General features: G+C 63.8%; 24 protein-coding genes. 14 read left to right on the top strand and 10 right to left on the bottom strand.

Translation table 11 applies throughout. The annotated features are described in order from the left end of the window. Window positions 1-62 precede the first annotated feature (62 nt). Window positions 63-620 carry a PadR family transcriptional regulator gene (locus ACSMXN_RS24540; RefSeq protein WP_022915879.1) on the bottom strand — a complete coding sequence of 186 codons (558 nt, stop codon included), beginning with the start codon at window positions 618-620 and terminating at the stop codon, window positions 63-65. Window positions 621-908: 288 nt separating this feature from the next. On the opposite strand from ACSMXN_RS24540, the gene ACSMXN_RS24535 reads away from it, so the two are divergent. The 4 genes from ACSMXN_RS24535 (at window position 909) to ACSMXN_RS24520 (ending at window position 8,142) form a co-directional block, all read left to right on the top strand. Then, window positions 909-3,227 carry a transglycosylase domain-containing protein gene (locus ACSMXN_RS24535; RefSeq protein WP_155958595.1) on the top strand — a complete coding sequence of 773 codons (2,319 nt, stop codon included), beginning with the start codon at window positions 909-911 and terminating at the stop codon, window positions 3,225-3,227. 11 nt (window positions 3,228-3,238) lie between these two features. Next, window positions 3,239-4,696: a glycosyltransferase 87 family protein gene (locus ACSMXN_RS24530; RefSeq protein WP_022915876.1), complete on the top strand. Its 1,458-nt coding sequence runs from the start codon at window positions 3,239-3,241 to the stop codon at window positions 4,694-4,696. 140 nt (window positions 4,697-4,836) lie between these two features. Continuing rightward, a complete protein-coding gene (locus ACSMXN_RS24525) occupies window positions 4,837-6,285 on the top strand; it encodes a S10 family serine carboxypeptidase-like protein (protein ID WP_035944980.1) in 1,449 nt (482 codons plus the stop codon). 102 nt (window positions 6,286-6,387) lie between these two features. Beyond that, the gene (locus tag ACSMXN_RS24520) at window positions 6,388-8,142 is read left to right on the top strand and encodes a proline--tRNA ligase (RefSeq protein ID WP_035944979.1); all 1,755 of its coding nucleotides are present in this window, start codon (window positions 6,388-6,390) and stop codon (window positions 8,140-8,142) included. A gap of 106 nt (window positions 8,143-8,248) precedes the next feature. On the opposite strand, the gene ACSMXN_RS24515 is transcribed toward ACSMXN_RS24520, so the two are convergent. Beyond that, window positions 8,249-9,031: a deoxyribonuclease IV gene (locus tag ACSMXN_RS24515; RefSeq protein ID WP_022916113.1), complete on the bottom strand. Its 783-nt coding sequence runs from the start codon at window positions 9,029-9,031 to the stop codon at window positions 8,249-8,251. A 252-nt stretch (window positions 9,032-9,283) separates the two neighbouring features. Between ACSMXN_RS24515 and ACSMXN_RS24510 the strand changes: the two genes are divergently transcribed. The 7 genes from ACSMXN_RS24510 (at window position 9,284) to dnaB (ending at window position 16,381) form a co-directional block, all read left to right on the top strand. Continuing rightward, complete coding sequence (locus ACSMXN_RS24510) at window positions 9,284-11,362, top strand: hypothetical protein (RefSeq protein WP_455407657.1); 2,079 nt, start codon at window positions 9,284-9,286, stop codon at window positions 11,360-11,362. Window positions 11,363-11,490: 128 nt separating this feature from the next. Continuing rightward, entirely contained in the window at window positions 11,491-12,543 is a 1,053-nt protein-coding gene (locus tag ACSMXN_RS24505) for a hypothetical protein (RefSeq protein WP_022916029.1), read from the top strand. Window positions 12,544-12,802: 259 nt separating this feature from the next. Next, window positions 12,803-13,147 (top strand): 30S ribosomal protein S6, encoded by a 345-nt coding sequence (rpsF, locus tag ACSMXN_RS24500; protein WP_022916028.1) that lies wholly within the window; start codon window positions 12,803-12,805, stop codon window positions 13,145-13,147. 1 nt (window position 13,148) lies between these two features. Further along, complete coding sequence (locus tag ACSMXN_RS24495; RefSeq protein WP_022916027.1) at window positions 13,149-13,664, top strand: single-stranded DNA-binding protein; 516 nt, start codon at window positions 13,149-13,151, stop codon at window positions 13,662-13,664. A gap of 36 nt (window positions 13,665-13,700) precedes the next feature. After that, the gene (gene rpsR, locus ACSMXN_RS24490; RefSeq protein ID WP_022916026.1) at window positions 13,701-13,937 is read left to right on the top strand and encodes a 30S ribosomal protein S18; all 237 of its coding nucleotides are present in this window, start codon (window positions 13,701-13,703) and stop codon (window positions 13,935-13,937) included. Window positions 13,938-13,954: 17 nt separating this feature from the next. Continuing rightward, window positions 13,955-14,401, top strand: a complete 447-nt coding sequence (gene rplI / locus ACSMXN_RS24485; protein ID WP_022916025.1) for a 50S ribosomal protein L9 — start codon at window positions 13,955-13,957, stop codon at window positions 14,399-14,401. 519 nt (window positions 14,402-14,920) lie between these two features. Then, window positions 14,921-16,381, top strand: coding sequence for a replicative DNA helicase (gene dnaB, locus ACSMXN_RS24480; protein WP_081649409.1), 1,461 nt, complete (start codon window positions 14,921-14,923; stop codon window positions 16,379-16,381). 148 nt (window positions 16,382-16,529) lie between these two features. On the opposite strand, the gene ACSMXN_RS24475 is transcribed toward dnaB, so the two are convergent. The 3 genes from ACSMXN_RS24475 to ACSMXN_RS24465 all read right to left on the bottom strand — a co-directional run bounded on the left by ACSMXN_RS24475 (window position 16,530) and on the right by ACSMXN_RS24465 (window position 17,989). Beyond that, a complete protein-coding gene (locus tag ACSMXN_RS24475) occupies window positions 16,530-16,988 on the bottom strand; it encodes a MarR family winged helix-turn-helix transcriptional regulator (protein ID WP_022916023.1) in 459 nt (152 codons plus the stop codon). Between the two features lie 67 nt (window positions 16,989-17,055). Then, window positions 17,056-17,763, bottom strand: a complete 708-nt coding sequence (locus ACSMXN_RS24470; RefSeq protein ID WP_022916022.1) for a hypothetical protein — start codon at window positions 17,761-17,763, stop codon at window positions 17,056-17,058. A gap of 7 nt (window positions 17,764-17,770) precedes the next feature. After that, the gene (locus tag ACSMXN_RS24465; protein WP_022916021.1) at window positions 17,771-17,989 is read right to left on the bottom strand and encodes a hypothetical protein; all 219 of its coding nucleotides are present in this window, start codon (window positions 17,987-17,989) and stop codon (window positions 17,771-17,773) included. A 162-nt stretch (window positions 17,990-18,151) separates the two neighbouring features. On the opposite strand from ACSMXN_RS24465, the gene ACSMXN_RS24460 reads away from it, so the two are divergent. After that, complete coding sequence (locus tag ACSMXN_RS24460; protein WP_027140083.1) at window positions 18,152-18,571, top strand: MmcQ/YjbR family DNA-binding protein; 420 nt, start codon at window positions 18,152-18,154, stop codon at window positions 18,569-18,571. An 11-nt stretch (window positions 18,572-18,582) separates the two neighbouring features. Continuing rightward, window positions 18,583-19,098: a DUF1697 domain-containing protein gene (locus ACSMXN_RS24455; RefSeq protein ID WP_196811485.1), complete on the top strand. Its 516-nt coding sequence runs from the start codon at window positions 18,583-18,585 to the stop codon at window positions 19,096-19,098. Window positions 19,099-19,106: 8 nt separating this feature from the next. Here ACSMXN_RS24455 and ACSMXN_RS24450 read toward each other — a convergent pair whose 3' ends face one another. After that, window positions 19,107-19,421: a GNAT family N-acetyltransferase gene (locus tag ACSMXN_RS24450; protein ID WP_022916018.1), complete on the bottom strand. Its 315-nt coding sequence runs from the start codon at window positions 19,419-19,421 to the stop codon at window positions 19,107-19,109. 110 nt (window positions 19,422-19,531) lie between these two features. Between ACSMXN_RS24450 and ACSMXN_RS24445 the strand changes: the two genes are divergently transcribed. Next, window positions 19,532-20,182, top strand: coding sequence for a DNA-3-methyladenine glycosylase (locus ACSMXN_RS24445; protein WP_022916017.1), 651 nt, complete (start codon window positions 19,532-19,534; stop codon window positions 20,180-20,182). A 40-nt stretch (window positions 20,183-20,222) separates the two neighbouring features. Here ACSMXN_RS24445 and ACSMXN_RS24440 read toward each other — a convergent pair whose 3' ends face one another. The 4 genes from ACSMXN_RS24440 to ACSMXN_RS24425 all read right to left on the bottom strand — a co-directional run bounded on the left by ACSMXN_RS24440 (window position 20,223) and on the right by ACSMXN_RS24425 (window position 24,062). After that, on the bottom strand, window positions 20,223-20,513 hold the full coding sequence (locus ACSMXN_RS24440; protein ID WP_022916016.1) for a hypothetical protein: 291 nt from the start codon (window positions 20,511-20,513) through the stop codon (window positions 20,223-20,225). Window positions 20,514-20,548: 35 nt separating this feature from the next. After that, window positions 20,549-20,800 (bottom strand): DUF4242 domain-containing protein, encoded by a 252-nt coding sequence (locus tag ACSMXN_RS24435; protein WP_455407656.1) that lies wholly within the window; start codon window positions 20,798-20,800, stop codon window positions 20,549-20,551. A gap of 111 nt (window positions 20,801-20,911) precedes the next feature. Beyond that, window positions 20,912-23,530, bottom strand: a complete 2,619-nt coding sequence (locus ACSMXN_RS24430) for an AAA family ATPase (RefSeq protein ID WP_022916078.1) — start codon at window positions 23,528-23,530, stop codon at window positions 20,912-20,914. Between the two features lie 76 nt (window positions 23,531-23,606). Further along, a complete protein-coding gene (locus tag ACSMXN_RS24425) occupies window positions 23,607-24,062 on the bottom strand; it encodes a carboxymuconolactone decarboxylase family protein (RefSeq protein ID WP_022916077.1) in 456 nt (151 codons plus the stop codon). Window positions 24,063-24,101 lie beyond the last annotated feature (39 nt).

Genomic DNA, 24,101 nt, shown 5'->3' with positions numbered 1-24,101 from the left:
TTCGGCCTGCGGGGCCGACGTCGGATGACCGTGGCGCCCGAGCGGGCCCCGTGCCGGCGTGTTCAGTCGTCGTCAGGTGGTCGGACGGTGCGCTCGCTCTCGATCAATTCCGAAAGCCAGCGAACCTCGCGATCCGCTGATTCCAACCCGTGCTCCTGCAGTTGCAGGGTGTATCGATCCATCCGCTCGCGGGTCCGGGCGAGTGAGGTTCGCCGTTCGTCCGCCTGCTCCGTCATCCGCTGCCGCCGTCCCTCGAGAATCTGCAGTCGGATGTCGGACCGGGTGTGTGCGAAGAAAGCCAGGCGAGTGCCGAAGCCTTCGTCGTCGTAGGCCTCGGGACCTACCTCAGCAAGCAGCGTCGCGAAGTGCTCCTTGCCCTCGGCCGTTAACTTGTAGACCCGCTTGCCCCGCTTGGATCTGCCGGCGAAGCCGGGGGGTGCGGTGGCAAACGGCGCGTCCTCGTCGATCCAACCTGCTTCCTGAAGTCGCCGAAGGGTCGGGTACAGCGAGCCGTAGGAGAAAGCTCGGAACGCGCCGAGAAGGCTGGACAGCCGCTTGCGCAGTTCATAACCGTGCATCGGGGATTCGTTGAGCAACCCCAATACTGCGATTTCGAGCATGTGCGGAATGTCCTCCTCTCGGTGACTCTGATGTATCAGCACGATACATCAGGACGACACATCACGGCGACATATTGGCTGTGGGTCGTTGAGGACCAGTTCAGAATCTGTTCAGGAAATCGATACCTGCTGGCCACTCGGAGACCCCAGATCAAGCGCGAACCAACGACCAAGTGGGCGTGCACGCGGGTCGACGCTCAGCTCGCTGGTACGTCGTCGCTAAGTCTCGGCTAACTAGTCCACGTACCCTCGGGCGGAGTCCAGTTCGCCGATCAGAGGAGTTTTGTGGTGTCAGACCAGTCGCGGTCAGGCCGTCGACGGGCCGCAACCGGGGTACCTGACACAGAATTGGGCTGGTGGCGCCGCAGGCGTGCTGCGAAGAAACGCCGGCTGGCGAAGATGTCCCGGAAGAAGCGCATCTTCCGGCGGATCGGACTGATCGTGACCTGGCTGCTCGGGATTCTGGCGCTTTTCGTCACCATCTCGGCGATCGGCGTCTACAAGTTCGTGAACGTTCCGGGGCCTGAGTCGCTGACCACCAACCAGCTTGCCACCGTGACCTACTCCGACGGCACGCCGATCGCATCGGTCGGTGTCCAGCGCACCAGTGTTCCGCTGTCGAGGGTCCCGCAGTCCGTGCAGGACGCGGTGATCGCCGCAGAAGACCGGGGCTTCTATTCAGAACCCGGTGTATCGATCCGCGGCACCCTGCGCGCCGTGGTCAACGACCTCAAGGGCGGCTCGGCTCAGGGCGGATCGACGATCACCCAGCAATACGTGAAGAACGCCTACCTCAACTCGGATCAGACGCTCGGCCGCAAGCTCAAAGAGGCCGCGATCTCGCTCAAGCTGAGCCGCGAATACTCCAAGGACACCATTCTCGAGTACTACCTCAATACCATCTATTTCGGCCGTAACACCTATGGCATCCAAGCCGCCTCGCAGGCCTATTTCGGCGTCGACGTAGACAAGCTGACGGTGGCTCAAGGCGCCCTGCTCGCGGCGGTGATCAAGTCCCCGGAGTACTACGACCCACGGGTCACGCCAGCCGCCGCGAAGGGTCGGTGGGACTACGTAGTGGACGGCATGGTCAGTACCGGAAAGCTCACTCAGGCAGCGCGGGACAAGCTGGTCTTCCCGGCGACGATCGCGCCCAAGAAGACCACGTCGTTGCTGGATGGCCCACTCGGCCTGGTGTGGACCCAGGTCAAGAACGAGCTCGCCGCCGACGGCATCGACGCGGCTGAGATCGCCACCCGAGGTTTGAAGATCCAGACCACCATTGACCGGACGGCGCAGGCATCGGCGCAGAGCGCCATCACCCAGACGTACTCGAATCTGCAACCGTTCCAGAAGAATCTGCGACCCGCGCTGACCGCGGTCGATCCGTCCACTGGTGCGGTGATCGCCTACTACGGCGGCGCTTCCGGCACCGGATTGGACTACGCACAATCGTGGCGGCCGCCGGGTTCGTCGTTCAAGCCGTACGTAACGGCAACGGCCTTGACCCAGAACCTGGCCGGAAAGAAGCCGGCCTACACGATCCAGTCAACGTTCGATGGTTCGTCCCCTCAGCTCATCGATGGGCAGAAGTTCGAGAACGATCCGACCGATCCGAAGTCCGGGACGTACACCCTGACGCAGGCCACGACCCTGTCGTTGAACACCGTCTTCGGAAAGCTCACCTCGCTGGTCGGCGCGCAGAACGTGGCCAATACGGCTTATGCCATGGGTATTCCGAAGACCCAGACGGACACCGGGCCAAATCCGGGAGCAAAGACGCTCACCGCAGCAAATGGGACGACTGATGACTACGTCGGAATCGGCAACTATGCAGTTCGGATCCTCGACCAGGCCGCGGGTTACGCGACGTTGGCCAACGGGGGCACGATGCATCCCGCGTACTTCGTGCAGAAGGTCACGGACTCGTCCGGAGCTTTGGTCTTCTCGCACAAGGACGCCGGCAAGCGGGTCATCGACCCTAAGGTGGCCAACGACACCACCCTCGCCATGGAGCAGGTAGCCCCTACGTCCGGGCTGGCTTTGTTCGATGGCCGGACGGTCGCTGCCAAAACCGGAACCGTGGGCATCCAGAACACCGGGGACTCATCCGATGGCTGGACGGTTGGTTTCACTCCGGCGGTGAGTGCCTCTTCATGGGTCGGTTCGGACAAGGTGGAACCCATCTATGACAGCAACCACAACTCTGAGTACGGTCGCGATCTCGCCGGCAACGCCTGGCGCCTGTTCATGAACGGGTACCTGCAGAACCGGCCCGCCACGGCGATGCCGACCACGCAGATGATCTTGCAGGGGTCGAATATTCGTCCGACCTTCACCCCGCCGCCCTCGACGTCGGCACCGACTACAAGCGCGCCGAAGACGACCGCGCCACCGACCACCTCTGCACCGCCTACCCCGAAAACGACCCCGCCGACGCCGACGCCGACCCCCACTACCTCGGTGACCACTGCCCCACCGCCGTCGACAACCCCGCCGACGCCGTCGCCGACGCCGACGACCTCCACTCCGGCTGGGCCCGCCGGGCCGGCTGGCAATGCGCCCGCGGGTGCCGGTGCGGCGGGCCGCAGCGGCGGTAGCGGCTAACGTAGTCCGCTGTGAGCTCTGGGACCGGCCCGCCGCCGTTGACCGCACCGGCAACAGAATCGTCTGCGGATCAGGTTGAACAACCCCCCGCTCCGTCTCTCGTCGACCCGACGGTTCAGCGCGCAAGCGCGGTTATCGGCGGCCCGATAGGCCGCTACGCCCGCACTGGCGGCGGCTGGTGGACGCCGATGCGCGTGCTGCTGGCCATCGCGGCGTTCACCTTGCTGCTTGGGTACGGGGAGAAATCGCCGTGTGCGGACGGCAAATGGGTCGCGAACTCGCAGTACACGCACGTTTGCTACTCCGACGTCATCCCGCTCTGGGGTGCCGAAGGCCTGGCCGATGGCGCGGTGCCGTATCGCGATCACGCCGTCGAATACCCCGTCGTAACCGGCGGGTTCATGTGGATCACTGCTGAACTCACCCACGGCTGGCACGCCGTGGTGATGACAGGTTCGGACGAAGGCGTCGTGTTCGGCGTCCTGACCTGCGTGCTGTTGGCGATCTGTGGATTGCTGGCTGTTGCGGCCACCGTGGGGGCAGCGGGTCAACGTCGTCAATGGGATGCGGCGATCTTCGCGGCGAGCCCGCTGCTGGTGTTTCATGCCTTCTCGAACTGGGATCTGCTGGCGATGGCGTTCACGTCGGGCGCCTTATGGGCCTGGGCTCGAAATCGTCCGATCGCGGCCGGCGTGCTCATCGGTCTCGGTGCGGCGGCGAAGCTGTACCCGGCGCTGCTGCTGATCCCGTTGGTGTTGCTGGCCTACCGCACCCGCGTGTGGCGACCTGTGTTGTGGGCCGGCGCCGCGGCGGCGTTGACCTGGTTGGCGGTGAATCTGCCCGTCGCCTTCGCCTGGACCCGGGGCTGGTGGGAGTTCTATTCGTTCTCGTCCTCACGGCCGGCCGAGGCAAGCACGTTCTGGGCGATGCTCAACCACTTTTTTCCCAAGACGTTCGCCACCGCGAACAGTGGCGGGTGGGTACCGTCCGGCGTGGTCGTAGCGCTCGCGCTGTTGGTTGCAGTCGGCGCCGTCAGCTGGCTCGCGCTGACAGCTCCATCGCGCCCAAGGCTGGCGCAGCTGATGTTTCTCGTCGTGGTGGCGTTTTTGATGACCACGAAGGTGTGGAGCCCGCAGTACTCGTTGTGGCTGGTTCCCCTGCTGGCACTGGCCAGACCGCGTTGGCGGATGGCGCTCATCTGGCAGTTCACCGAGATCGCGGTGTGGATCGGCACCTTGCTCTGGCTGGTTGGTGACGCCCATTCCTTGAGCTATGAAGGTTTGACCTGGTTGTTGCTCATCCGAGACGGCACCCTGCTCACGTTGGCAGGCATGATCGTCTACGAAATCAGGCGACCGGAGGCCGACGTGATCCGGACGGCCGACGACCCCGACCCAGGCGCTGGACTGTTCGCTACCGCGAAGACGGATCGAGTGCTGGGTCGCAACTCGGTTATCGTGCAAGCGTGACTGACGCCGGCCAGACCTCGACCAACAGCCAAAGCGACGCACCGAACGCTCAAACGCCGTCTGGCAGTGCAGGGTCCGGTACTGCAGGGTCGGGTACTGCAGGGTCGGGCGGTGCAGGGTCGGGCGGTGGCGAATCCGCCGTGCAGCCCGCCCCGGTCGATGACCTCTCGGTCACGGCCCACGTGCTGCGGGTCGGGCGTAAGAGCCTGAACTACACCGCCACGGCCGGTCGGGTGGTGTTACGCGAAGAGCAAGTTACGGACGGGCTCTTCAAAGGTCACACGCCGCGCGCGGAGATGTTCGTGACGTCCTACACCTTGGATGGTGCCGATCCGGCGAAGCGGCCGGTCACCTTTGCCTTCAACGGCGGGCCGGGATCGTCGTCGATCTGGTTGCACCTCGGTCTGTTCGGCCCGCGCCGGATCGTGATGGGCGACGCCGATGCCCTGCTACCACCGCCTTACGAACTCGCCGACAACCCGGAGTCACTGCTGGCAGTATCGGATCTGGTCTTCATCGATCCGGTCTCGACTGGCTACTCGCGAATGGCGACCGGTGAGAAAGCCGATGAGTACCACGGTTATGCACGCGACCTCGATTCCGTTGGCGAACTGATTCGGCTGTGGACTTCGCGAAACGGTCGCTGGATGTCACCGAAGTTCTTGGCCGGTGAGTCCTACGGAACGCTGCGAGCCGCCGCCTTGGCCGATCATCTGCAGACCAAGTTCGGCTTGTACTGCAACGGTGTCATGCTCATCTCGAGCGTGCTGAACATGGGGACCATCCGTCCCCATCTCGACAACGACCTGCCCACCACCCTCTTCTTGCCCACCTATGCAGCAATCGCCCATTACCACGGCAAACATGGGCGAAAGTCGCTGCGTACAGTATTGCGCGAGGCGGAGGATTTCGCTGCCCGCGACTATCCCTGGGTGCTGGCCCGCGGCAACCGGCTCACTGAAGGCGAACGTGCGGAGGCCGCCGAACGGCTTGCTGAGCTGACCGGACTGTCGATTCGCTATATTCTGCAATCTGATTTGCGCCTGGAACATCAGCGGTTCTATACCGAACTGCTGCGAGATTCCGGACGGGTCGTGGGTCGGCTGGACGGGCGATTTTCTGGGTGGCTCGAGGATGGCGTCGCGGACACCTCGCCCAATGACCCGAGCTATGACGCGATCGCCGGGCCGTACGCGGCAGGTTTCAACCACTACGTGCGGGCAGAACTCGACTACGCCAATGACCTGCCCTATGAGTTGATATCGCCGAAGGTGCACCCGTGGTCGTTCGCGGAGTTCGAGAACCAGTCGGTGAACGTGACCCGGCGGCTGGCGCGGGCGATGCAGGCGAACCGTCATCTGAAGGTGCACGTGGCCCTTGGTTATCACGATGGCGCTACGCCATACTTTGCCGCTGAGCATGTGTTGGCGCATCTGCCGATTCCGGACGAGCTCAAGACCAACATCGAGTCGGCCTACTACCCGGCAGGGCACATGATGTACGTCCACGAACCGTCGCGGGTGCAGCAGTCAGAGGACCTGGCCAACTTCGTACGCTCCGCCAGCGGTGCCGGCAACCGTTCAGCCTGAAAATCTGTGGTCGGCCCGATAACTGGGCGCGCCGATCTGCGGGGCTGGGTAGCCTTAGCTGGTTAGTTGCCTAGTTGAGGAGTGCCCGAAGTGGCGTTGCGGATGTCCAAGCTTTTCCTGCGCACCCTGCGCGACGACCCGGCCGATGCTGAGGTGCCCAGCCACAAGTTGCTTGTGCGTGCCGGTTACATCCGGCGGGTGGCCCCGGGCATCTACTCGTGGCTGCCGCTCGGCATGGAGCTGCTTCGCAATGTCGAGAAGATCGTGCGCGACGAGATGGTGGGGATCGGTGCCCAGGAGGTTCACTTTCCGGCTCTGATCCCGCGGGAGATTTTCGAGGAGTCGGGCCGGTGGGCCGCCTACGGTGACGGGCTGTTCCGTCTTCACGACCGCCGGGAAAACGATTACCTGCTCGCCCCAACTCATGAAGAGCTGTTCACCCTGCTTGTGAAGGGTGAGCTTTCGTCCTACAAGGACTATCCGCTGTCGCTGTTTCAGATCCAGACGAAATATCGCGACGAGGCTCGACCTCGCGCCGGCATTCTGCGCGGTCGCGAGTTCGTGATGAAGGATTCGTATTCCTTCGACCTGACCGACGAGGGCCTGGCGGCGTCGTATCAGGCGCACCGCGACGCCTACGAGCGCATCTTTTCCAGGCTCGGTTTCGATTACCGGATCGTATTCGCGGTGTCCGGTGCCATGGGCGGGTCAGCCTCGGAGGAGTTCTTGGCGCCGACACCCGTCGGCGAGGACACCTTCGTGCAGTGCACGAACTGTGATTACGCCGCGAACACCGAGGCGGTGGAGATTGCGGGGCCAGACGTGGTCGACGCTTCGACGGTGCCGGCGGCGGTTGTATTGGACACTCCGGACACCCCGACGATCGCCACGCTGGTGGATCGGCTGAATTCCAGCGACTTGCGTGCGTTGCTCGAATCGCAGGAGTTCACGGCTGCAGACACCTTGAAGAACGTGGTGCTGAAGACTCGCGAGCCTGGCGCCACCGAGTGGGAGCTCCTCGTCGTGGGCGTGCCCGGCGACCGCGAAGTCGACCTGAAGCGGCTTTCCGGTCAGCTGGAACCGACTGACGTCGCGCAGGCTGAGCCGGACGATCTGGCAAAGCAACCGGGCCTGATCAAGGGTTACATCGGGCCGCAGGTGCTGGCTGATCTGAAGGTTCGGTATCTGGTCGATCCGCTCGTGGCACCGGGTACCGCCTGGGTTACCGGGGCGAACGAACCCGGAAAGCACGCTGCCTATGTCGTGCGGGACCGTGACTTCACGCCTGATGGTGAGATCGGAGCTGTCGAGATTCGCGATGGCGATCGCTGTGCCAAATGCGGTTCGCCGCTCGAGATCGCGCGCGGCATCGAGCTCGGCCACGTCTTCCAGCTCGGCCGCAAGTACGCCGAAGTCTTCGGCCTGACGGCCCTCGGCCCGGACGGCAAGCCGGTGACGGTGACGATGGGCTCGTACGGGGTCGGCATTACCCGTGCCGTAGCTGCGCTGGCTGAGCAGACGCTGGACGACAAGGGTCTGTGTTGGCCACGGTCAGTCGCCCCTGCCGACGTGCATCTGGTGCCTGCCCACAAGAATGATCCGGCCATCTTCGAAGCCTGCGAGGCGCTTGTCGCCGAACTCGAAGCTGTCGGCGTGCGCGTCTTGTTCGATGATCGACTTGGCCTTTCGCCCGGGGTGAAGTTCAAGGATTCCGAGCTTTTGGGGGTGCCGACCATTCTCATCGTCGGGCGCGGTCTGGCGGACGGCATCATCGAACTCAAGGACCGAGCTTCGGACGAACGTCGTGACATCGCGCTATCGGAAGCGGTCCGCGAGGTGCTGGCCACCCTCGAGTAAGTCGCCGAGCGGCGTCAGTGCCGTCGGTCTGTGCCGCCGGTCTGTGCCGTCAGTCTGTGCCGCCGGTCTGTGCCGTCAGTCTGTGCCGTCGGTGCGCCGCGCCTGGTCAGCCCGTGTTCGCTCGGAGGAACTTGATGTCCTCGGCCTGGCCGTCAGCAGGCGTCTCAACAATCACGTCGGTTCGAGCTGTCTTGACGACCTCGGCGATAGCCTCCGCGGCGATGAAGCCGGTGCCGAAGTTGGTGTGCCGGTCTGCTCCCGAATCGAAAGTGTCCCTGCTGTCGTTGGCGTGGACAAGGTCCAACCGCCCAGTGATCGCCTTGACCCGGTCGACAATTCCGTCCAGGTCTTCGCCGCCCGCGTGTGCGTGGCAGGTGTCGAGGCAGAAGCCGGGCTCGTATTCGCCGATGGCGTCCCATAGCAGAGCAATGCGGTCGAGGTGCCGCGCCATGGCTTTCGTCCCGCCAGCGGTGTTCTCGATCAAGATCGGCAACGGGAAGCCACCCGTCTCGGCGGCCTGAGCAAAGGCCTTTCGCCAGTTGTCGACGCCGATGGCCGGGTCGTCGGAGGCCCCGACGTGGCCGCCGTGCACGATCAGGCCCTTTGCGCCGATCGCCGCGGCCGCCGCTGCGTGTTGGCCGAGCAGCTTTCGGCTCGGAATGCGGATGCGGTTGTTCGTGGTCGCGAGGTTGAGCACATACGGCGAATGGACGTAGATCGTCAGGCCGCTGGCCTTGATCTCCTCAGCGTGTGGATGTTCCTTCGGCGCCTTCCAACCTTGCGGGTCGGCGAGGAAGAACTGAATCGCTGCCGCGTCGACCCCGCTTGCGGCCTTCAGTGGATCGGTCGAATCGACGTGCGCGCCTATGGCGGTCTGGGCTGCGGGCATGGACTCAGATTACGTCGGCCATCTGACAGCTCTGACGCGACTTGGCTGACGCTCGTGCCTCGGACTGGGCCTCGCCCGTCGGGCTGAGTTGTCCACAAGTTCGCTGCTCATCCACAAAGTACGGCCGCGCGGTCCGCTCAGATCGTCGCCTCGATTTGATCAAGAGGTTCGAACGGAGGGTTCGCCTGATCCCACGTTCTCCGGTCCGTTCTCCGGTCCGACCGATCCGACATGAGCAGGAGCACCAGAAGCATGAACAGACTCAACCCAGCCTCGGCCAGCGGCTTCGCAGGGCCGCCACCGGCCGCCGAGCACCGCCGCGCTTGGGGGCGTTGGTTAGCCGTCGTCCTACTCGGTGTCCTGGGGTATTGCACCGTTTCGACGGGGTCCGCGGGCGCGACGGCGCCGTTGGATCATCGCTCGACAGCGCCGAATCACTCGTCGGAGCTGGCGGGCACCGGCTACCTGCTGACCGACCCCTTGCAGGGAGCATCGCGTGCGTACTGGGCGGGCGCCTACCGAAGCATCAACGGTGCTCGCTCCTACTGCATAGACGATTTCTATGACTACCCCAATCCGTCATATGGCTATCGGACGACTGAGGTCTCCAGCTGGGCCGGGCGATCGGGCTCCAACGCCGGGGCGAGCGGGCACACCGCCCAGCGCATCATCTGGATCATCAACCGCTACGGCCAGGCCGCATCGCCACTAACGACCTCAGCGGTGTCGATGGCAATCAACCTGTTGACCGGGTCGAAGCCCTTCACCACGAGCTACAACCGCTATTTCAAGGCCCAGTTGATGACCATCAATCCGCAGATCGTGGGTCAGATCAATCAGATGATCGCCGACTCCGATAGGTATGCCGGGCCCTACACAACGAAAGTCAGCTTCGACGTTGCGCCACCTGTCGGGGGCACCGCGAGGATCGCGATTTCGGTTCGTAGCGCAACCGGGGTCGCGATTCCACATGCGCCTTTCGCCATAGGTTCTCTGACGGGGGGCGTCTTGGTATCGAGTTCGTCGGGCAGCACCGGAGCCTCAGGCACAACGTTGCTGACCTATCGAGCGACGAAGGCCGGTCCAGTCGTTGTAACCGCACGCGGGACCGCGGAGCCGAATGTGACGATGCGTCTGGGGTATTCACCAAGCCATAGCGTGGCCACTTTCCGCGGTGGCTCCCAGCGGCTCGCCGTGTCGTCTGCGGTGCCGTTGAAACCAGTCCCGGCAGCGACCGCGTCGGTGGTGGTAGTGGCCCCTCGGGTGACGACGTCGGTCCTCGGCGGCACGCAGCCGCGGACGAACGGGTCCGCCGCCGTTGATGTGGTGAATGCGTCCGGCCTGATCCCAAAGGCTCGTTACACCATTAACGCGACGTTGCGTACGGCGACATTGCGCGCCGAAACCGGCCCAAGCGCGGCCGGTACCGCCGCAGACGGCACAACCTGCGGGACAGTGACCGCGGTCGCGATTGCCGACGCGAAAGGCGCCCTGTCGGTCGCGATGCCGACCATCGCCGCCTGCGGAACCGGCGCTGACACCTTTGTCGAGCAAATCGTCGGCGAACAGGGCCTCGTTGTTGCGACGACGCCGCCCGGGCAACCCACCGAGACCTTCACCGTGTTGCCGGCTCTGGTCACCGCCGTGGTAGGCGGAGTCGGTCCACGCATCGTCGGTACGCCGGCAGCCGATCACGTGATCGGGGCCGGATTTGCCCGCGTCAGTGACTACGTGTTCGCCGTGACGCTGACCGATAGCGCGGGTGCGGTTTGCGCTCAGCTGAGCGCGTCGGCGACGAGCGACCAAGAAGGCCGTATCGAGTTCGATACCGCACCCATTCGATCGTGCGGAACCGGCTCGAACACCTTCTCCGAGGTCGCCACTGACCGGACAGGTCACCAGGTGGCGATCGCGCTGAGCGGGCAGCGGAGCGAGACCTTTCCGTTGACTCACCCCGCGCCGTTGACTCACCCCGCGCCGTTGACTCACCCCGCGCCGTTGACTCACCCCGCGCCGTTGACTCACCCCGCGCCGTTGACTCACCCCGCGCCGTTGACTCACCCGGCGCCGCCAACGGCTCCTGCCTTACGGCCGGGCAAAGCGGTGCCATCAGCGCCCGGCCTGACACCGAAGCGCGTATCTTCCGTGATCGTCGAGGCAACCCGTCGGCCTGCTCCGTCAGCGGTCAAGACGTCGGCGGTCACCGCCAAGTCCGGCCAGAGGCTAGCCAGTACCGGTGCGGCGCCAGTGCTGGCAGCCGCGATCGGCGGGCTGTCGGTTTGTGTGGGCGTGATGTTGCTCTGGTTGACGGCTCGCCGCCGCCAGTCGTGATCGCTGGGGCCGACGGTGATCGAACGGGATCTCCAAATAATAAACAGTGACCTAACGCTTGCTGACCGCTTGTTAGTAGGCATACGCTGCAAAACGGGCATGAGCAGCGACTCGTCGAGGAGACAACGATGAACCGAGGTCGCGTTACCGGGGCCATTGTCGCCACCGGGCTAGCGACCGGCACGGCGCTGCTGCTCATCCCGTTCGCAACCTCGACGGCCAGCGCGTCGACGACTCCGGTGCCCGTCGGTCTGACGCTGACCGGCATGAGCTCGGCTGCGTGTCCATTGCCGTTGAACGGGTCGCTGGCGGTGACCCCAGGGTCCACGCTGACATTCACGAAGGATCCGATACTCGGTCTCCTAGGCAGCGAGGCACTGACCATCAGGCCGGCACCCGATTCGGCTGATCCGAACAGCTCCAAGGCGTTCACCGATCTCGGGGCGCACGGTCAGTCGGTCACGTTCGCCAGATCGGCCACCTACAAGCTGAGCTGGACAAACAAGGCCGTGCTCGGCATCGCCGCCACGACACAGACCGGAAAACTCCAGATCGATGCATCCGCGCAGAAGTGCGTGGTGGCCATCAACCTGCCGTCGCCAAGTGTCAGTGTCGCGGTGCTGCCGTCCGCAGTCACTGATCCGGTCAACGGTGTCGTAGGGGGGTTGGTCGGTGGCGTGAACGGCGTCCTCGCACCGGTGAACGGAATCGTCGGCTCCGGTCTTGGACAGATCAACCAAGGCGTCGGTGGCCTTACCGGTGGGGGGTCGACGGCGACAGGACCAGGGTCACCGGGTGCCTCAGCTGGGCCCACCGACTCGGCGTCCAATGGTGGCTCGACGGGAACCGGGTCTGAAGAAAGCGCTGCGCCGGGTCGCGACGGCGCTGCGCCGGGTCGTGACGGCGCCGCGCACCGGGGGAATCTAGCGATGCCCGCCAGGACGTCGAGTACCTACCGTTCAGATGAGGCTGCGGGCTCGTCGAACTCGACCGGCACTGCGGCGTTGGCCAAGCCCGCGCCGTCCGCTGTCGAGGTGGCAGCTAACCGGGATCGATCTGCGCTGACCGGTATGCCCGGCGTCTTGGTAATGCTCGCGATCATCGCGCTGTCTACGGCGACCGCGTGTTACGCGCGGACCTTCTTGCTGCCACACCCTCAGCGGGCACGCTCCCACCGTTGATTGCTGCCGCACGGAGATCCCGGCGGCAATCCGTCCCGCTCAGCGACTCGATTTCGTCCACGCGGCCTCGGCCGGTAACCTAACTGGGTTGGCTGTCTTGTGGAGACGTCTGGTGTCTCCCTTTCCGGGCTCACGCGCCAGGTTCGCCTGCTCCTCTATCTCGTTAGGGCGGCGGCGGAGCGGTGCGCGCCGGGCAGTCACACCCTCCTGCCACGGAGAGTCCGTGGCCGCATAGTCCACAGGAGGCTGGGTTAATCCCATGCGCCACTACGAAGTCATGGTCATCCTTGACCCCGAGCTAGACGAGCGGACGATCGCACCGTCGCTGGACACCTTCCTGAGCGTCATCAAGAAAGATGGCGGCACAGTAGAGAAGGTAGATATCTGGGGACGTCGCCGGTTGTCTTTCGAGATCAACAAGAAGCCTGAGGGCATCTATGCGGTCATCGACATCAGCGCCGAGCCGGCATCGGTCATCGAACTCGACCGCCAACTCAACCTGAACGAGTCGGTGCTGCGCACCAAGGTGCTCCGTCCTGTTCCCAAGAAGGCAAAGGTCAAGAAGGCCGAAGCCAAGGCCGCCGCCAAGAAGGCCCTGGCCTGACATGGCTGGCGAAACCGTCATCACCGTCGTGGGCAACCTGACGGCGGATCCGGAGCTGCGATTCACCCCGTCGGGTGCAGCAGTTGCGTCATTCACGGTCGCCTCGACTCCGCGCACCTTCGATCGCCAATCCAACGAGTGGAAGGACGGCGAAGCGCTGTTCCTCCGCTGTTCGATCTGGCGGCAGGCTGCCGAGAACGTCGCCGAATCACTGACCCGTGGCATGCGCGTCGTCGTGCAAGGTCGCTTGCAGCAGCGGTCCTTCGAAACCCGTGAGGGCGAGAAGCGCACCGTTATCGAGATGCAGGTCGACGAGGTTGGTCCGTCGCTGCGCTACGCCACTGCCAAGGTGAACCGCACTCAGCGCGGATCCTCCGGCGGCGGATTCGGCGCCGACAACTCCAGCGGCGCACCCACCGGCGGCGGCGGTAACTACGCACCCGCAGATGACCCGTGGGCATCGTCCGGCCCGGCTGGCGGTTCAGCCGGCGGTTTCTCCGACGAGCCCCCTTTCTAAGTCTCTTTGCCAAGATAAATCAGGAGCATCAACACCATGGCCAAGCCACCCATTCGTAAGCCCAAGAAAAAGTCGAATCCGCTCAAGACCTCAAAGATTGAAGCGATCGACTACAAAGACACCGCACTGTTGCGCAAGTTCATCTCCGACCGCGGCAAGATCCGCGCTCGTCGCGTGACCGGCGTCAGCACCCAGCAGCAGCGTGAGATCGCGAAGGCAGTCAAGAACGCCCGCGAGATGGCGCTCTTGCCGTACACCTCAACCGCTCGCTAAGAAAGGGCAGGAAGAATATGAAGCTCATCCTGACCCGCGAAGTCTCAGGCCTCGGACTGCCCGGCGACGTCGTCGAGGTTGCCGACGGTTACGGACGCAACTACCTGGTCCCCCGCGGTGCCGCCATCAACTGGACGCGTGGCGCGGAGAAGCAGATCACCCAGATCAAGCGTGCGCAGGACGCTCGCGAGATTCGTGGACTCGACCACGCCCAAGAGATCAAGACCCAGCTCGAGGGCCTCAAGGTCACGCTGAATGCCCGTGCAGGTGACGGCGGAAAGCTATTCGGTTCCGTCACCCAAGCTGACGTAGTCACAGCGGTCAAGGCGGCCGGAGGGCCGCTCGTCGACAAGAAGCGCGTGCACCTGCCAGGTCACATCAAGACCACTGGTAGCCACACGGTGACGATCGAGCTGCACGCCGACGTCGTCGCGTCGCTTCCGGTGACCGTCGCAGCGCAGTAACGCACCACGACATAGCATCACATAACGGAGCCCGGGCTGTGCGCGTAAGCGGACAACCCGGGCTCTGTCGGTCTCGAAATCGGGACTGGGTTGGCCTGTGGATGATCAACTACTGGCGGTAATTTTTCGTATCGCTTTCGTAAACCCTATGTGTGTGGTATCGCTTCCGGCCCAGTTTTATCCAGCACCGACTTCACAGAGAAGTTTCTTGTCCACGAGTTTTTATCCACAGGCACTTTTGGCTAGGCCGCAGTAAATATGGGGGCCAGGGCCCACGGATATAAGTCTGTGCACAGTGATATCCCCAAGTCGTGAACAACCTTTACCGGCGTTGCCCACACCTTCGTCCACAGCTGTGTGCACAGGCCGAATTGCTGAACTAGCGCAACGTCCCTAACGTAGGCGCGGGCTTCAAAGCGGGAGGATCATCTCCCGTCGCGTTGCCCATCGTTTGCTGGCACCTTCACCTGAATTACAGCGATGTATTTCTTGTCAGTGTCATCGCGTAGAACTACATGCATGGCAGGTGTCGATACGTGGGGCCGGCGAGAACAGGTCCCACGCGCGGTCGTTCGAGGTTCAGAGGGGCAGGGGCGCGTGTCGGTCGTCGCAGGCGAATTCGGTGGCGGCGAGGATCGCGGCCCTAGATTCGACCGCACCCCTCCACAAGACATCGAAGCTGAGCAGTCGGTACTGGGCGGCATGCTGCTGTCCAAGGACGCTATTGCCGACGTTATCGAGGTGCTTCGCAGTAACGACTTCTACCGACCAGCTCATCAGCTCATCTACGACGCCGTTCTCGACCTCTACGGCCGAGGCGAACCCGCAGACGCGGTGACAGTTGCCGGCGAGCTCACCCGTACCGGCCAGATGAACCGCGTCGGCGGCCATCCGTATCTGCACACGCTCATTTCGGGTGTGCCCACCGCCGCCAACGCCGGGTACTACGCAGAGATCGTCGCCGAGCGTTCAATCCTGCGTCGCCTGGTCGAGGCCGGGACGCGGATCGTTCAGATGGGCTACGGTGCGAACGAGGGTGAGGGCCTCGCCGGCACGGTCGATGACGTGGTCGATCGGGCGCAGGCCGAGATTTACGAGGTCACGGAACGCCGGACGACGGAGGACTATGTCTCGGTCGAGGGGCTCATCGAATCGACCCTCGACGACATGGCCCGGATCGAAGAAAGCGGCGGCAAATCGTCCGGCGTTCCGACCGGGTTCAGCCAGATCGACGAGATGACGCATGGCCTGCACCCGGGTCAGATGATCGTCGTTGCTGGGCGCCCAGGTTCTGGAAAGTCCACGCTCGCCATGGACTTCGCACGTTCGGCGGCCGTCCGAAATCACATGCCGACGGTGATCTTCTCGCTGGAGATGTCCAAACAAGACATCATGATGCGGCTGTTCTCTGCCGAGTCACGTGTGAAGCTCAATGACATCCGGGCGGGTCGGATGACCGACGAGGATTGGCGCAAGATCGCGCTCAAGTCTTCCGAGTTGGCAGAAGCCCCGTTATTCATTGATGATTCTCCAAACCTGACGATGATGGAGATCCGCGCGAAGTCACGACGGCTCAAGCAACGACACGACCTGCGATTGATCGTGATCGACTACATGCAGTTGATGACGTCCGGTAAACGGGTGGAATCTCGCCAGCAAGAGGTCTCGGAATTCTCGCGGGCCATGAAGCTGATCGCGAAAGAACTCGAGGTCCCGGTGGTGGCGCTGTCACAGCTCAACCGCGGTCCCGAACAGCGGACGGACAAGAAACCAATGTTGTCCGATCTTCGTGAATCTGGCTCCATCGAGCAGGACGCCGACGTGGTCATGTTGGTACACCGCGAAGACATGTACGAACGTGAGTCCCCGCGGGCTGGCGAGGCCGACATCATCATCGCCAAGCACCGCAATGGCCCCACTGGCAGCGCTGTAGTGGCCTTCCAGGGCCATCTGTCCCGCTTCGTCGACATGCCGTCCTGAGCCGTGCGTCTTGCTACGTTGCCAGCTGACCGCCTTGCTCCGGAATGCAGCTGGTGTCTAGGCCATTGCCGGTTCTTGCGTGGGCAAGCAACTCACCTATTACCAGAGCTTGGTGCGTGATCCGGTTACGGATCCGTCGCTGCTTGGCCTATGCGTCCTCGAGATGGGTCGCAATCACGGCGAGGGCTTTAGCGACTGGCTCAAGAGCGGTTGCATCGACGCAATCGATGAAGCTACGGCGAACGCTTTCCAGGTGAACGGGCCATGCAGCCTTCAATTTCGCCAAGCCCGCGGGCGTGAGCCGGGCAACGTTGCCCCGCGTATCGGAAGAGCTTGCCGTCTTCGTGACGAGCCCCCGCGATTGGAGATCATCCACCAGGCGGGTGATCCGGCTCGCCGACAAGTCAGTGGCTTTGGCCAGGTAGGCCATCCGCAACTCGCGATTCGGAGCCTCCGAGAGGTGCATGATCGCCGTGTATTCGCTCGCTGTCAGACCAGCGCCTCTGACCAGGTCGCTGTCCAGCAATCGCGGTAGGACCTTCACGATTCGCATCACCGCGCGCCACAGCGCTTCCTCTGTCGCGGAAAGCGGCTCGACGGCGGTCATACCTTGAATCGTAACCTTGCTTGCCCCAGCAATCGCGGACGAACAGCGCTGGGAGCGCTAGACGCGGTTACCAGTCGCCACTACCGAAGTCGCCACCACCGAAGTCGCCACCGCCGAAGTCACCACCGCCGAAGTCGCCACCTGAGTCGCCTCCGCCCGAGTCTCCACCGCCGTCCTGCTGATCGATGTCCTGCCCGCCATCAGATCCTGCATCAAATCCTGCATCAAATCCTGAGTCGTACCCGCCGCCGCCCCAGCCATAGTCACCGAAGCCGTACCCCCAACCCGGAGTCAGCGCCTCAGCGATAAGCAGGGTCTGCCAGAACGGCGCTGAATACCACCCGCCGACGTACCCACCCCCACCGGCGAAGTAGTAGGGGGCGCCGGGAGTGTAGGACGGATAGCCCTGAACGGTTTCGCCTTCGACGTTCAGCCGTTTCGGCTCGGTCAGCTGTGGTGCTGTTGATTCGGCTATTCGCGGCAGGTCCGGGCCCGGGTCGATGCCCAGCGCCACGCGCGCCGTGCGCGCCGCCTGCAACCCCTCGAGAATGCTTCGGCGTGCACCGCCCAGCTGCGCCAGGGTAGTCCCCGTCGCCATCTGCGCCCCCGCGGAATTGAATCGCTGCGAGGCATCCGAAAGTGCCTGCCGGGCGACCGCGTTGTCGCCGGGTTGCAATGTGCCGATATCGGCAGCCAGGTAGTCGTAATAGGGCTGGATGAGCGCGCGCGCATCCGCGACGGCTTGTTTCTCTCTGCGTTTGCGCCACCAGATCAAGGGTGGATCAGTCTCCAGCCGCGTAGCGGATCATGAAGTCGCGGTCGGTGTCACGTCCGCCCTCCGGGTCGCGTGCAGGCTCGGTCTCCTGGCTGGTGACGAGATCCTTGGGATCGACATGCTCCGGCAGGTGCTTGAAGCGCTGCGGGTCCTGCTCTGCTGGCGGCACCGGTCGATCGCGCTTCGGATCGCGCTTCGGATCGTGCTTCGGATCGTGCTTGGTCATGGAAACCGTCCTCTCGATGTTCACTCTGCGCCGCGCAGCGCTCGCTGTCGAGGCGCGCCGCCGTCGGCTTGCTTCGCCCAACTTGCGCCGACGAATGGTGGGCTGGCGAGTCTTGCGCCGGGCCGCCGCAGCCGGGCGCCTGGATCACCCTAAGCTGCAAAGATGGCGCCATCGAATCGGAAGCCGACCGTGGCTGACGTGCATGAGCTGGCGAAGAACATGCCACATGTCACCGTGATACGCGGGCCGCAGGGCAACGCGGTTTACCAGGTGGGTGGCAAGTCATTCGTGTTCTTTCGTACTCCCCGCCCGGATGCCGTTGACCCCCTCACAGGGACGAGATATGACGACGTGATCGTCTTCTGGGTCGGATCCGAGGCGGACAAGCAGTCGCTGATCCAGGCCTCGGACTCCCCGTTCTTCACCACGCCGCACTTCGATGGCCACCCGTCGGTGCTATTGCGGGCAAGTCGCGTGGACGAGCTCAGCAGTCAAGAGCTTGCCGAGCTGGTGCAAGATGCGTGGCTATCCCGCGCATCTACCCGCCGAGCTGCCACCTGGCTGAAAGATGGGGTCGGCTGATGGCGCGTTTCGTGGCATTTCTCCGTGCAGTGAACGTTGGTAAGCGAACCGTCGCCATGGCAACAGCTCGGCAGACGCTTGAGGATCTCGGCTTGGACGAGGTCGGCAGCTATGTCAACAGCGGCAACCTGATCTTCAGCGCACCGGGCAAGGCAGCTGATCACGAGGCAAGAATTCGGCCAGCGCTCGAAGAAAAGTTCGGGTTCGAGGTGACGACGTTCGTCCGGACGGCAGCGCAGGTGAAGGCACTGGCGACGGAAAAGCCTTTCGGTGAGATTGCGTCCGGCCACACCCATTTCGCGCTGCTGCCGCTTATCCCGCTCTCCGCGGCGGAAAAGGCCGCGGTGGAGGCGCTCTCGAACGATCACGACCAGGTACTCGTGCGCGGCCGTGACGTGCACTGGCTGATTCGCTCCAAGTCGACTGAGACCACCCTGACCCAGAAGCGCTGGAAGGACGCGCTGCCCGAGAACCCGACGACCGCGCGTAACACGACGATGCTTGCAAAGCTGGTGGACCGGCTTTAGGACGCCCGTCAGCCAGGGCGGGAGACACCCGGGTGATTGGCGTCGATCAGATCGGCGTACTCCGGGTGCGCGCTGACAAAATGAGATACGAAGTTGCAGAAAACGCTGATCAGCACACCGGACGCTCGGATGTCATCGAGAGCGCCCCGAACGAGCATCGTGGCGATGCCTTGGCGCCGGTATTCAGGCTCGACGATCGTGTGGGTCAAGGCGATCCTTGGGCCTTCGACCTCGTAGATGATCAGTCCGACCACCTGGTCGTCGATGACAGCCTCATACGTTCGTGACTCGGTGTTGTTGCGCACTGTGATGTCAGGCGTCATACCAGCCTGCCTATCTCGGCCGAATGATTTCTGGGCGATCGCTCCTAGGGCGCACAGTACACAGCGAAGCCGAGCTTTTTCGGCGGGCGGGCTGCTAGCGTCGTTGAGCGATGACTGTTCTCCCAGCCGAGCCTCGCCCGCGCCGCAGAATTGGGTTCCGCGAAGCTGCTCGACTGCTTGCAGCGCGCGACCCCGTGATCGCGCAACTGGTTGATGCGCACGGTCTGCCTACGCTGCCGGTTCCGCGCGAGACCCACTTCGCCACGTTGGTGCGTTCGATCACTTACCAGCAGCTCGCCGGCGCCGCGGCCCGCGCGATCCACGGGCGCCTCATCGCGGTCCTGCAAGACGACGTCAGCCCCGAACGCGTGCTGGCCACACCGCCCGAACTTCTGCGTGGCAGCGGCCTGTCCGGAAACAAGGTCGTGTCTGTGGTTGACCTCGCGACCAAGGTGCTCGACGGGACCGTAGTGCTCGACTCTCGCCGCCTGGCTCGCCTGGGCGATCAAGAGATCGTGGCCAGGCTCTCTACCGTGCGCGGCATCGGCAAGTGGTCAGCAGAGATGTTCCTCATGTTCCAGCTGCGCCGTATCGATATCTGGCCGACCGGTGATCTCGCGGTGCGCAAGGGCTTCGCCCAGGCCTGGGATATCCCGGTGCCGACGGCTAAAGCGCTCGAGGTGTTGGGCGACCCCTTTCGCCCTTACCGAAGCGTCGTCGCCTGGTACTGCTGGCGAGTTCCGCAGCTCGGCTTGGGCTGAAAGGGCATCGCTTCTTGTCGCATGTTCGAGGGTCAGGCGATCAGGCGGTGGTGAGAGAGCGGGGCATCCGGTGCACCCGTTGAACGACCAGCAGTGTGATGGCCACCGTGACTACCGCGGTGAGTGCCCCGACAACGACGAACGTCCAGATCGGCGAGCCGTGCGAGATCATCCGGATCGGCCCGGTTGAGGTTGGAACGGGATCGCCCGGTGGCGCCGGGGCAACCTGAGCGCTGGCCGCAACCGAGGTGAGGGTTGCGAGCGTGACAAAGGCGGTTACGGCGGCTGCAAACGCGGCCCCGCCAGCAAATATCTTACGGATTCTGTGCATGGTTTTGCCTTTCCCTAGCTGACTGAAGCTGGCTTCTAGAAACCTTCTGTGACCTCAACGATCTCGTCGGCCACCAAACCGTGTGCCTCCGCGTGGACGTCGGCGGCCGCCTCAGCGGAGGGTGCATCTACGAGGCAGAAAATCTTGCCTTCTTCCTCGTTCACCCAATATCGCAGGTAGTTGACGTGGTACTCGTCCTGCGTCTGCAGATCGGCCATGTGCGCCTTGGCGACGTCGTCGAGGCTCACGCCGTTAGCGATGTTGTGCACGTCCAGGTAGAGCGGCATTGGAACTCCTTGATCGGCGAATTGTTTCCAGCTGACCGTATGGCGGCCGGGTCATCTGCGGATCGGGAGCGGTTCCCCATCTTGGGGATGGAGTTCCCTAGTTTTGTGCCTCTACAGCCCGAGCTCAGCGGCCTTGGCAGCGGCAGCGCCGCGACTGGCGACGCCGAGTTTCGCCAAAACGGCTGATACGTGGTGATCGACAGTCTTCGGAGATACAACGAGTTCCGCCGCTATCGCTGCATTCGTACGACCGCCGCTGATCAACTGCAGCACGTCGTGTTCCCGACGCGTCAGACCAAGCGGGTGAGCACGGGTTGCGCTGCGAGCGCCAATTGGGATCGACTGGATTCCGAGCCAACGCATTTTCTGCCGGACGAGTCGGACGCAGGCATCTGCCTTGAGCGTTGCGAAGGCCGCTAGGGACTCTCGCAAGGCTGGCTCCTCGTCTGAACCGAGCAACGCCATAGCCGCGTTGAAAGGGCAGTCGAGCGCCGTCCAGATCTTCGCCGCCTGGACGAACTCACCTTCGATCTCGTAACGGTAAGGCTCTGGGACTTGCTGTGGGACTGCCTCTGCGGCCGACTCGAGGATTTGGCCACCGTCAGGCATACACGCAACCCGTTGTGTCCATAAGGCAATCGCGCCGCGGGTCCAGGGGTCGCAGGCGCCCTGTACATCAAGGGCACCGTGCACCTCGCGTGCAGTCCCAGCGCCGTCACCCTGAAGCCAGAATGCCTCTGCGCGTGCGAGTCGTACCGCCGCCAGCCGGACGGGATCACCGGAGCCCAGCGCGGCCTGGAGCGCTTCATCGAGGAATCCCCAGGCCGTTGGCTGCCCTCGCCGGGCCGAGATCATGCCCAGGTTCAGCAACGAATTGATCCGGTTTATGGGAGACACAACGCGGTCGAGCAGCTCCTCGCTGAGTTCGACCGCTTCGTCCCATCGACCGAGCTGCGCGAGGACGGAAGTCCGCTCACCTTTCAGACACGAGATGAACGTGCTCAGGTCGCGCTCGTCGCGATAGGCAATTCCCTCTACGTAGTATCGCTCGGCCTCACCGAACCGCCTTTCGTCACAGAGGATTGTGTAGAGATTGAGGTACGCCCGTCCGACCTGTTCCTCGTTTCCGTGCGACAGGGCGATTGCGAGGGCTTCGCTCAGTAGTCCGAACCAGTCGTCCCCGGTGACCGCGGCGCAGCAACCCTCGGTGTTGAGTGCGTCGCTCAGGACGGCGAAGAGACCGAGCGGCTCGGCGATGGTCCTAGCCGTCCGAGCCAACGCGACTGCCTCGGCATGATCGCCGGCAAGCATCCGGCTATTCGCTAGGTTGGAATAGGCCCAGGCGAGCTCGGCAGTTGGTCCGAGCGGTTCTGCGACGGCCACGGCCGATTCGGCGAGAGTCATCGCGTCGTCCCCGCGCGAGAGCCGCCACATTGTGCGCGAAAGTCGCCGCATCGTGTCGGCTTCGCGCCGCCGGTCTCCGGCTGCTCGCCACAATTGCAGGGCGCGGCCGCGGGCCTCGGCGGCGTCGTGCAACCTATCGATCAACGACGCCTCGTAAGCAAGCGCGTCGCACAACTTGGCGATGGTGACCGGATCGGTCTCGGTGGCGAACCGTAGTGCTCGCGCGTACTGCGCTGCGGCCTCGCGATGTGCCGCAAGCTCGCTTGCCCGCGCTGCGGCTGCCGAGGCGTGGCGCAGTACAGCCGCCGCATCGCCAGCGGCCTCGGCGTGAAAGGCCAACCGGGCGTCGTCATCACACGCACGCTCGTTCAGTGCGGCAAGGACGCGAACATGAATCGGTGCTGCCCGATGGGCTGGCACCGCCTGCGCCACGGCAAGCCTTGCGATCTCGTGCCGGAACCTCAGCTCGCTTCGACCGAAACTGGCGTCCACCACGAGCAATCCTGAGGACAGCAGCTCATCTAGGACCGCGGACGGGCAGGTCGCTGCGGACTCAAGCAGCGGCAGCTCGACCCGGTTTCCAATCAGCGCGGCGATGTCCAGCGCCGCGGCGGCGCGTTCGCTCAACCGAGCCGTGCGGGCCAGTACGGCGTCGCGCGCAGATGCGGGAACGTCGGCCATGCCGGCCTGGATTACCTCGGTGACGTAGAAGGGGTTTCCGCCGGTGAGCTGATGTAGCTCGCCCGCCTCGAGACCGCTACCGTCGGCGAGGATCGAAACCGCCTCCGCTGACAGCGGTTCAAGCTCGATCCGCCTGGTGCCACGCTGCGAGGCAAGCTCGCCGAGGGCAACGCGAAGGGGATCGCGTGGTGCCAGACCCTCATCGCGGTAGGTGACAATGAGCAGCACCGTGGCGTCCCGGAGGCGGCGACCCAGAAAACGGAGCAGATCAATCGTCGCTTCGTCGGCCCAATGAACGTCCTCGATAACGACGATGTCGAATTGGTCGGGGCGGCTGATCTGATGCAGCAGCCCGTCGAAGAGTTCCTCCCGCGGTGCACCATTTCGGCACAGTTCGAGCAGTGGGCCGCCCAGCTGGGCCGCGAGATCGAACAGCGGCCCGAGCGGACGCGGGGTGAACAGGCCATCGCAGGAACCCCATGACCACCGTCCGTCCGGAACTTCGCTCGCGACCTGTTCGACCAGCGCGGACTTTCCGACACCGGCTTCACCGGCCACCAGCACCAAACGCCCGTCGCCCCGTCGAGCATCGCCGGCGTATTCGATCAGCGAAGCCACCGACGATTCCCGTTCCAACAATTGCATCCAGGTAGTTTGGCCCGCTAGCAGCTACGGCCGCCAGCGGTTAAACCGACACTCGCGGTCAAAAGGGCGCCATCGCCTACCAAGCGGCGCCTGCTATCTGACGGGTTGTCGCGTTCAGGCGATTGAAGAGATTCGTCACGCCGATCATAAGAACGAGGGCCGCCAAGCCCCTCTCGTCGAAGTGCCGAGCCGCTTCGTCCCAGATGTCGTCCGTAACCGGATCCGGGCGGTCGCTGAGGCGGGTGGCAGCCTCGGCCAGGGCTAACGCGGCGCGCTCGGCGTCGGTGAAGTACGGGGCTTCACGCCATGCTGCCACGGCAAAAAGTCGCTCGGCAGTCTCGCCGGCCTTCTTGGCAGATCGGACGCCTGCGTCGACACAGGCGCTGCAACCATTGACCTGGCTCGCCCGCAGATGGACCAGTTCCATGGTTCTTTCGGGGACGCCGCCGTCATTGGTGACCTGGAAGAGCTTGAGAATGGCGGGCATGGCGTCGGGAAGGATCGTTGCTGGATTGCTTATCCGCGCTTGCATGAAGGTTCCTCTCGTTGTGTCTCATATCGACCAGACCTC

The sequence above is a fragment of the Parajatrophihabitans canadensis genome, from assembly GCF_053764775.1.
Note: the sequence above shows the minus strand (reverse complement) of the source record. Positions and strands in the feature narration are given on the sequence as shown.